The sequence below is a fragment of the Streptomyces sp. UNOB3_S3 genome (assembly GCF_020740895.1).
GTDB lineage: Bacteria > Actinomycetota > Actinomycetes > Streptomycetales > Streptomycetaceae > Streptomyces.
Genome location: NZ_JAILXP010000298.1, coordinates 1 through 9,005 on the forward strand (window position 1 = coordinate 1; position 9,005 = coordinate 9,005).

Consider the following 9,005-nt stretch of genomic DNA (forward strand, 5'->3'; position numbering starts at 1 on the left):
CGCTGGGCACCCGCGACTGCTCCCTCCAGCGCCGCCACCAGAAGGTCGTCGAGGAGGCCCCGGCGCCGGACCTGCCGGACGCGGTGCGCAGCAGCCTGCGGGTGGGGTTGACGAGGACGCCGAAGCGGGTGCCGGGGACGAGGGAGCCGACGTGCGCGCCGAGGCCCACCTCCACCCGGTCGCAACGGGCCACGGAGGCCAGCTGCGCGCCCGCGTAAATGTAGTGGGTGAGCAGCCGGGCGGCGGAGGCGAGCACGCCGGGGCTGAGGTCGGAGACCGACAACTGCCGTAACTGCCGGGCCAGCACGCCGACCGCGAGCGGGGGCAGGGCGACGGGCAGCAGGGCGACGCGGTCGCTCTCCAGGACCGAGCGCACGGTGTGCAGCCGGCGGACGTAGGCGGCGGGGAGGGAGTCGGGGTAGAGGACGACGAGGTGGCCGCACTGGTCGAGCAGGAGGGCGGCCTGGGTGACGGCGGTCTCCAGCGGCTGTTCCCCGGGCGGCCGCAGCACGGCGGCCGCCGGGACGGGCCCGCCGGGCGGGGGGAGCACCAGATCGGAGCTGGTGACCGCTATCGCAATCGGCACGTCGGCTTCCCCGTTCACTCCGGCCGCGGGGGCTCCGGCGGTCGCAGATCGATACTGCCCAGTGCTGGCGCCTCCGCACTTTATCCACGAATGGAGCGGCTGAGAACAGTTCCTCGATGTTTGCCCCACGGGGCGGTGGTGGGGGTGCCCAAGCCTTGACGAAAGCATTGGTCTGGACCACATTGGCGCCACGGACGGTGGCCACCGTTCCGTATGAACACCCCCCATCACAGCGTCAACTTCCTTCCCAACTCCCTTCCCACCGGAGGCAGTAGTGGAACGCATATTCCGTCATCGGCACCGGACCCGCCCGTTCCTCAGACACCGCCTCGGCGCCACCCTCGCCACCGTCGCGCTGGCCGTCGGCGGCCTCGTGACACTGGGCGGTACGAGCGCGGCGGCCGACGGCCCGAATCTCGTCAGGAACCCCGGCTTCGAGTCCGGCCTCTCCTCCTGGAGCTGTACCGGCGGCAGCGGCACGACGGTCGCCTCCCCCGCGCACTCCGGCTCCGCCGCGCTCCGGGCCGCCCCCACCGGCTCCGACACCGCCACGTGTGCGCAGAGCGTGAGCGTACGGCCCAACTCCTCGTACACGCTGAGCGCGTGGGTGCGCGGGTCGTACGTCTACCTCGGCGCGAGCGGGACGGGCACCACGGACGTGTCGACGTGGACGCCGAACGCGGCCGACTGGCAGCTGCTCACCACTGGTTTCACAACCGGAGCGAACACCACCTCCGTCACGGTTCTCACCCATGGGTGGTACGGGCAGCCCGCCTACTTCGCCGACGACGTCACCCTCACGGGTCCCGGCGGTGGCGACCCGGGGGATCCGGGCGATCCCGGCGGCCAGGTGCCCGACGCGCCGGGCGGACTGGCGGCGGGCGCGGTCACCGCGTCGTCCGTGGCGCTGAGCTGGAACGCCGTGCCCGGCGCGACCGGCTACACCGTCTACCGGGACGGCGCCAAGGCGCTGTCGACGACCGGTGCGTCCGCCACCGTCACCGGGCTGGCGGCGGCCACCTCGTACCGCTTCGAGGTGACGGCTTCCAACGCCGCCGGCGAGTCGGCGGCCTCGGCGGCCGTCACCGCCACGACGGCCGGGGGCGGGGGCGGCACCCCGGGCGTGCCCCGGCACGCGGTGACCGGCTACTGGCAGAACTTCGACAACGGCGCCACCGTCCAGAAGATCGCCGATGTCCCGGCCGCGTACGACATCATCGCCGTCGCCTTCGCGGACGCGACGACCACACCCGGGGCCGTCGACTTCGCCCTCGACCCGGCGCTGAAATACACGGAAGCGGCGTTTAAAGCCGACATCGCCGCCAAACAGGCGGCGGGCAAGTCCGTCGTCATCTCCGTCGGAGGCGAGCGGGGCACGGTCGGCGTCAACGACGCGACGTCCGCGAACAACTTCGCCGACAGCGTGTACGCGCTGATGCGGAAATACGGCTTCAACGGTGTCGACATCGACCTGGAGAACGGGCTGAACCCGACGTACATGACGCAGGCGCTACGCGCGCTGTCGGCGAAGGCGGGCGACAAGCTCGTCATCACGATGGCGCCGCAGACGATCGACATGCAGTCGACGTCGTCGGCCTACTTCAGGACCGCGCTCGACATCAAGGACATCCTGACCGTCGTCAACACACAGTTCTACAACAGCGGTGCCATGAACGGCTGTGACGGGAAGGTGTACGCGCAGGGCTCGGTGGACTTCCTGACCGCGCTGGCCTGCGTCCAGCTGGAGGGCGGCCTGGACCCGTCCCAGGTGGGCCTGGGCATACCCGCCTCGCCGCGCGGCGCGGGCAGCGGCTACGTCGCGCCGTCCGTGGTCAACGCCGCCCTGGACTGCCTCACGCGGGGCACGAACTGCGGCTCGTTCAAGCCGTCCCGTACGTATCCGGGGCTGCGGGGCGCGATGACGTGGTCCACGAACTGGGACGCGGCGGCCGGCAACGCCTGGTCGGGTGCGGTCGGTCCGCACGTCCACGGGCTGCCGTAGGCGGCGCGGGTGCCGGACGGGCCGCGTTCGGCCCGTCCGGCGTCCGAGGAACGAACGGGTCAGCGGCGGGCGGCCGCCGCGACCCCCTCGTCGTCGAGCGGCCGGGGCAGGGCACAGCCCGGCAGGTCGAGGTCGATCTTGTTGCCGGTGCCGACGCACTTGGTGATGCCGTACGTCTGCTCGGCGTAGTTGATGCCCCGGCGGACGGTGACGTTGCCCTTCTCGTCGACCTCGCACGGGTTGTTCATCGTGCAGCGCTCGCCGTTCTCGTTGCCCGTGTTGTTGATGGCGACGACCTTGCCGGAGTTCGCGTCGATGACGGGCGAGCCGGAGGTGCCACCTATGGTGTTGCAGGACGGGGTGTAGCGGAGCGAGTCCTTCCAGGTCCAGTCGGCCTCGCGGAGCTCATGGACGAACCCGTCGACATTGCAGGAGTAAATGCGCTTCCAGTAGCCGGAGACGACCTTGATAGGGGTGCCGGTGACGGGGTGGTCGCCCGAGACGCCGAGCGCGTCGATGCCGTACTGCTGCTTGATCCGCGCGTAGGTGGTGTTCAGCTCGTAGAGCGTGACGTCGGTGTCGGCCATCGTCGCGTACGAGATCTTGGTGGCCTGGAGCGTGGCGACCTTGCCCGCCGTGGAGTTGAGCAGGCTGAAGGTGCGGCTGGAGGGCTGGTCGACGAGGACCTCGCCGGGGCCGGGCATACCGGTCTCCAGGCAGTGGCCGTTGGTCATCACGAGGGCGGGGTCGCTGTCGGCCGAGCCGGGCATCCGGACCAGCGAGCCGGAGCAGTTGCTCAGTGCCACGGTGCCGGCGAAGTCGACGGCCTTGGCCTTGGCCTGGGGCCGGGGCTGGGGTGCGGCGACAGCGGGGGCGACGGTCGCCCCGGTGAGCAGCAGCGTCGTAAGCGCACCGACGAGAGGTCGTCTCATGGGGGGTGGTCCTCTCCGTTCAGAAGTGCATCCGGTTTTGACGTGTGCATTGTTGGGGCCGCTGTGGGCGCCGGGCAATCAAGCGGTCTGAAGTGGAGGGGAAGTTGGCTTGTTTCCCTCGCACACTTCTACTTGACCTGCTCATGTCACATTTCGAACACTGGAGAGGATCGTCAGCACAACACCCCCCTCATTCGTCGCACGAACGCCCCTCAGGAGGCCGCATGCGACCCCACACCCCCCATTCCCGCAGGAACCGGCTCCGGTGGGCCGCCGCCACGGGCACCGCCCTGCTCACCCTGGCCATGGCCGCCCCGGCGTCCTCGCACGGCACGGCACACGGCACGGCGCACGGCGCGACCGGCTCGAACGGCACCCGGACGGGCGCCACTCACGCGGATGAGATCCGCTCGTACGAGGTCGCCGGGCCGAGAACCGCCGCCCAGCGCACCGCCGTCGCCGCGACCGGCGCCTCCGTCGACGCCGTGCGGAAGGACTCCGTCGTCGTCACCGCCGACGCCGCGCAGGCCCAGCGCATCCGCGCCATGGGCTACCGGGTGACGGCCCTGCCCGGCGCCCCGGACCGCGGCCGGGCGGCCGGGCCGTACGACTTCCCGCCGGGGGACTCGAAGTACCACAACTACGCCCGCGCCATGGCGGAGATCGACGCGGACGTCGCCGCGTACCCGTCCCTCATGAGCAAGCAGGTCATCGGCAAGTCCTACGAGGGCCGGGACATCATCGCCGTGAAGGTCACGAACGGCTCGGCGACGACGGACGCCGCCAAGCCGGAGGTGCTCTTCACCCACCACCAGCACGCCCGCGAGCACCTGACCGTCGAGATGGCGCTGTACCTGCTCAAGGAGTTCGGCTCCCAGTACGGCAAGGACGCACGCGTCACCAAGATGCTCGACAGCCGGGTGATCTGGATCGTGCCCGACGTCAACCCGGACGGCGGCGAATACGACATCGCCACCGGCACCTACCGCGGCTGGCGCAAGAACCGTCAGCCCAACACCGGTTCGAGCTCCCGGGGCACGGACCTCAACCGCAACTGGGACTACAAGTGGGGCTGCTGCGGCGGCTCGTCCGGCAGCACCGGCTCGGAGACGTACCGCGGCTCCGGCCCGGAGTCGTCCCCCGAGGTGAAGGTCGTCGCGGACTTCGTCCGCGGCCGCGTCGTCGGCGGCAAGCAGCAGATCAAGGCCGCGATCGACTTCCACACCTACAGCGAGCTGGTGCTCTGGCCGTTCGGCTGGACGTACGGCGACACGGCGCCCGGCATGACGCAGGACGACCACGACGCCTTCGCGACCGTCGGGAAGTCCATGGCCGCGAGCAACGGCTACACGCCGGAGCAGTCGAGCGACCTCTACATAACCGACGGGTCGATCGACGACTGGCTCTGGGGGAACCAGAAGATCTTCGCCTACACCTTCGAGATGTACCCGGACGCGAGCGGGGCGGGCGGCGGCTTCTACCCGCCGGCGTCGGTCATCGACCGCGAGACCGCGCGCAACCGGGAGGCGGTGCTCCAGCTCCTGGAGAACGCGGACTGCATGTACCGGTCGATCGGGAAGGAGCAGCAGTACTGCTCATGACCGCCCCGCTCCGTCCTTGCCGAGGCTCACCCCGCTGAGGCTCAGCCCAGCACCGCGAGCGCGTCGATCTCGATGAGGAGGCCCTGCGGCAGGCCGACGTAGACCGTCGTCCGGGCCGCCGGGGCCTCCTTCAGGTCGGCGAAGTAGTCGTTCCAGATCTCGTTCATCTCCGCGAAGTGCTCCGTGTCCGTCAGATAGACGCGCAGCATCATCACGTCCTCCCAGCTCGCGCCGCCCGCCTCCAGCACGGACCGGACGTTGGCCAGGGTCTGGAGCGTCTGCTCGCGCAGGGTCGGGCCGGCGACGACGGGACCGGACTGCCCGGGTCCGGCGGGCAGGAAGCCGACCTGGCCGGCGACCTGGAGGATGTTCCCCTTGCGCACGCCGTGCGAGAACTTCGCGGGCGGGGTGGTGTGACCGGCCGGGGTGACGGCGGTCTTGGGGGTGTTGTCACTCATGGCATCACTTTCGTCGGGGAATTCGTCGGGGAAACGGTCGCCGGGAGTGAGATTCCGGAGTACTCGGCGCTGATCGCCTCCGCCGTGCGGCGCAGCAGCGGCAGCAGGGCGAGGAGTTCGTCGGAGGAGACGACGACGTTGGGGGCCGACACCGAGCAGGCGGCGACGACCCGTCCGTCGGGTCCCCGGACGGGGGCGCCGACGCAGTTGATGGACTCCTCGTGGCCGCCGAAGTCGGTGGCCCAGCCCTGCTCCCGTACGGCAGCGAGTTCCTTGAGGAATGCCCTGGCGTTCGGGGTGGAACGCGCTGTGTAGGCGGGGTAGTCGAGGCGCTCGGCGACAGCGCGGCGCTCGGGCTCGGGGAGGTCGGCGAGGAGCAGTTTGGCCACGGCCGCCACGGTGATCGCGACGGGTTTGCCGATGCGGGAGTACATCCGTACGGGGTAGCGGCTCTCGACCTTGTCGATGTAGAGGACCTCGTCCTCCTCGTACACCGCGAGGTGGACGGTGTGGCCGCACTTCTCGTTGAGGGCCACGAGGTGGGGGTGGGCGATCTCCCTGATGTCGAGGCTCTCGACGGCCTGCTGGGCGAGGGCGAAGAGGCGGGCGCCGAGGCGGTAGCGCTGGTCCTGCTGGCGGTAGACGATGCCGTGCTCGTGGAGGGTGCGCAGCAGGCGCAGCGCGGTGGACTTGTGGACGCCGAGGCGGCCCGCGACCTGTTCGAGGTTGGCGGGTCCCTCGGCGAGCAGCGGCAGGATGCTCAGGGCGCGGTCGACGGTCTGGCTCATGTGCGGGGGTCCTCTGTGCCGGTGTCTTCTATGCCGGGGTCCTTGATGCCGGGGTTCTTGATGCCGGGGTCCTTGATGCCGGGGTCTGCCACCTCTGCGGGCCGCCCGGTCCAGCCCGGGCCGAGTCGCAGTCTTCCCCACGCGGCGGGGTCCAGTCCCGCCAGCGTGTCCGCGAGGGCGGCGGGCGGTGGTTCGCCGAGGTCGCCGGGGACGGTGAGGGCGGCGGCGGCCATGAGGTGGCCGTGCCGCAGGCGCGCGGGCAGCGGGAGTCCGCGCAGGGTGGCGGAGAGGAAGCCGGCCGCGAAGGCGTCGCCCGCGCCGACGGGCGCGACGACGTCGACGGCGGGCGCGGGGACGAAAACAGCGGACTCGTGGGTGTGGGCCGTGGCACCGGCGGCGCCCTGTTTGACGACGAGCACGGCGGGTTCGGGCAGGGCGGCCCGGATCGCGTCGGGGCCGCCGGTGACGCCCCAGGCGGCCTCGGCCTCGTCCTCGCCGACGAAGACGATGTCGCAGGCGCGGGCGAGCTCGGCGAGGACGCGCGGGCCTGTTGCGGCGTTCCGCCACAGCGCGGCGCGGTAGTTGACGTCGAAGGAGAGCAGCGGGCCGGTGCCGGGGGCCCGGTCGACGAGCTCGCGGAGCAGGGCGAGGCAGTCGGCGGAGAGGGCGGCCGTGATGCCGGTGAGGTGGAGGATCCGCCCGGCGTGGGCGTCGGCGCGGGGGATCAGGGCGGGCGACATGGCGGAGGCGGCCGATCCGGCGCGGTAGTAGACGGTCTCCGCGTGGTGCGGGGCGATCGCGCCGGTGGTCGTGGGCCGCTCCCCCGCCGTCCGGAAGTACACGCCGGTGGGGCGTGCGGGGTCGCGCTGGACGTACGTCGTGTCCACGCCGTGGTCGGCGACGGCGGCCACCAGGTGGGTACCGAAGGGGTCGGCGCCGACGCGGCTGATCCAGCGGGCGCGGTGGCCGCGGCGGGCCAGGACGCAGGCGACGTTGGACTCGGCGCCGCCGATGCCGCGGTCGAAGGACGGCACGTCGGCGAGGCGGCGTCCGGCCCCGGCCGGGCCCGGTCGGAGGGCGACCATCGATTCGCCGAGGCACACGACGTCGGGGCTGCTCACCGCGTTCCCCCTACCGTTGACCCGGTACTTGCCCGGATGTTAGACAGCGTGCAGCGCTCCACGCAATGAACGTTGCAGTAACCGCAACCGCACCACATCCCGATCTCTTGGGAGGCCCCATGGCCAGCACGCCCGCCGCGATAGCGGCCGACGCCGTCGCCGAGCTCGCCCGGGAGCGGGTCGACCACCGGTTCAAGGGGCTGCCCCCGGACGCGGACGGCCGGACGGTCGGCGAGCTGGCGGCCGAGCGGCGCTCGCTGTTCACCGGCGGCTTCACCACGCCGGTGCTCGCCCTCTCCGCCGAGGCGCTGGACCACAACCTCGCGCTCATGGAGCGCTACTCCGAGCGGCATGGCCTGGCCTTCGCCCCGCACGGCAAGACGTCCATGGCCCCGCGGCTCTTCGAGCGCCAGCTCGACCGCGGCGCCTGGGGCATCACCGCGGCCACCCCCGCGCAGGTCCGGGTCTACCGCGCCTTCGGCGTACGGCGGATCTTCCTCGCCAACGAGGTCGTCGACGCCGCCGCGCTGCGCTGGCTCGCGGGCGAGCTGGCCGCCGACCCGGAGCTGCGGATCGTCACCTACGTCGACTCCGTGCGCGGCGTCGAGCTGATGGACGCCGCCCTGCGCGACGCCCTGCGCGACGCGGGCGCGGGCCGCCCGCTGGACGTCGTCGTCGAGCTGGGCGCGGAGGGCGCCCGTACGGGCATCCGCACGGAGGCGGAGGGCGAGGCCGTCGCGGACGCGGTGGCCGCCACCGGCACCCTGCGCCTGGTCGGCGTCGCCGGCTACGAGGCCGAGATCCCGGACGCGGACGCGGAGATCGTCGACGCGTGGCTGCGCCGGCTGACGGGGCTGGCGGTCGCCTTCGACAAGGCGGGCCGCTTCGCCGGGGTCGAGGAGATCGTGGTCAGCGCGGGCGGCAGCGCGTGGTTCGACGCCGTCGCGAGCGTCTTCGCGGAGCTTCCGCCGCTGTCCGCGCCGGTGCTCAAGCTGCTGCGCTCCGGCGCGTACGTCACCCACGACGACGGCCAGTACCGCCGCAAGACCCCCTTCAACCGGCTCCCCGACGAGGGCGCCCTGCACCCGGCATTCCGCCTCTGGGCCCAGGTCGTCTCCCGCCCCGAGCCGGGCATGGCCTACCTCAACGCGGGCAAGCGCGACGTCTCCTACGACCTCGACCTCCCGGAACCCCAGGTCGTCCGCTCCGCCCGCGACGGCTCCCTCCGCCCCGCCACGGGCCTGACCGTCACCCGCCTCGCCGACCAGCACGCCTTCGTCTCCCTCACGGGCGAGGACGCGGAACGCCTGGAGGTCGGCGACTGGGTGGGCCTGGGCCTGTCCCACCCCTGCACGGTCTTCGAGAAGTGGCCGCTCATCCCCCTGGCGACGGCGGACGGGACGGTCACGGAGTACGTGCGGACGTTTTTCTGACGGGCGGGAATGCGGGCAGCCCGTCAGACAAGCGTCCGCACGTCCTCCGTGACCGTCCCGTCCCCCGTCGCCAGGGGGATGAGC

At 71.9% G+C, this 9,005-nt stretch carries 7 protein-coding genes and 1 pseudogene; 4 read left to right on the forward strand and 4 right to left on the reverse strand.

Annotated elements, in window-relative coordinates; genetic code table 11:
* Positions 1 to 98, forward strand: a pseudogene (locus K6I33_RS36425) (hypothetical protein); the annotation flags it as partial.
* A gap of 771 nt (positions 99 to 869) precedes the next feature.
* Positions 870 to 2,588, forward strand: a complete 1,719-nt coding sequence (locus tag K6I33_RS26360; RefSeq protein WP_374285863.1) for a chitinase — start codon at positions 870 to 872, stop codon at positions 2,586 to 2,588.
* A 59-nt stretch (positions 2,589 to 2,647) separates the two neighbouring features.
* Here K6I33_RS26360 and K6I33_RS26365 read toward each other — a convergent pair whose 3' ends face one another.
* Entirely contained in the window at positions 2,648 to 3,520 is an 873-nt protein-coding gene (locus tag K6I33_RS26365; protein WP_229357026.1) for a serine protease, read from the reverse strand.
* Between the two features lie 224 nt (positions 3,521 to 3,744).
* On the opposite strand from K6I33_RS26365, the gene K6I33_RS26370 reads away from it, so the two are divergent.
* A complete protein-coding gene (locus K6I33_RS26370; RefSeq protein ID WP_229357027.1) occupies positions 3,745 to 5,121 on the forward strand; it encodes a M14 family metallopeptidase in 1,377 nt (458 codons plus the stop codon).
* Positions 5,122 to 5,162: 41 nt separating this feature from the next.
* On the opposite strand, the gene K6I33_RS26375 is transcribed toward K6I33_RS26370, so the two are convergent.
* The 3 genes from K6I33_RS26375 to K6I33_RS26385 are packed head-to-tail and all read right to left on the reverse strand — an operon-like array spanning position 5,163 to position 7,488.
* Complete coding sequence (locus tag K6I33_RS26375) at positions 5,163 to 5,579, reverse strand: RidA family protein (protein ID WP_229357028.1); 417 nt, start codon at positions 5,577 to 5,579, stop codon at positions 5,163 to 5,165.
* Entirely contained in the window at positions 5,576 to 6,367 is a 792-nt protein-coding gene (locus K6I33_RS26380; protein WP_229357029.1) for an IclR family transcriptional regulator, read from the reverse strand. Before K6I33_RS26380 ends, K6I33_RS26375 begins: the two co-directional genes overlap by 4 nt.
* The gene (locus tag K6I33_RS26385) at positions 6,364 to 7,488 is read right to left on the reverse strand and encodes a sugar kinase (RefSeq protein WP_308297318.1); all 1,125 of its coding nucleotides are present in this window, start codon (positions 7,486 to 7,488) and stop codon (positions 6,364 to 6,366) included. The genes K6I33_RS26380 and K6I33_RS26385 overlap by 4 nt, the downstream gene beginning before the upstream one ends.
* Positions 7,489 to 7,607: 119 nt before the next feature.
* Here K6I33_RS26385 and K6I33_RS26390 point away from each other — a divergent pair, with 119 nt between their 5' ends.
* Complete coding sequence (locus K6I33_RS26390) at positions 7,608 to 8,921, forward strand: amino acid deaminase (RefSeq protein ID WP_229357030.1); 1,314 nt, start codon at positions 7,608 to 7,610, stop codon at positions 8,919 to 8,921.
* Positions 8,922 to 9,005 lie beyond the last annotated feature (84 nt).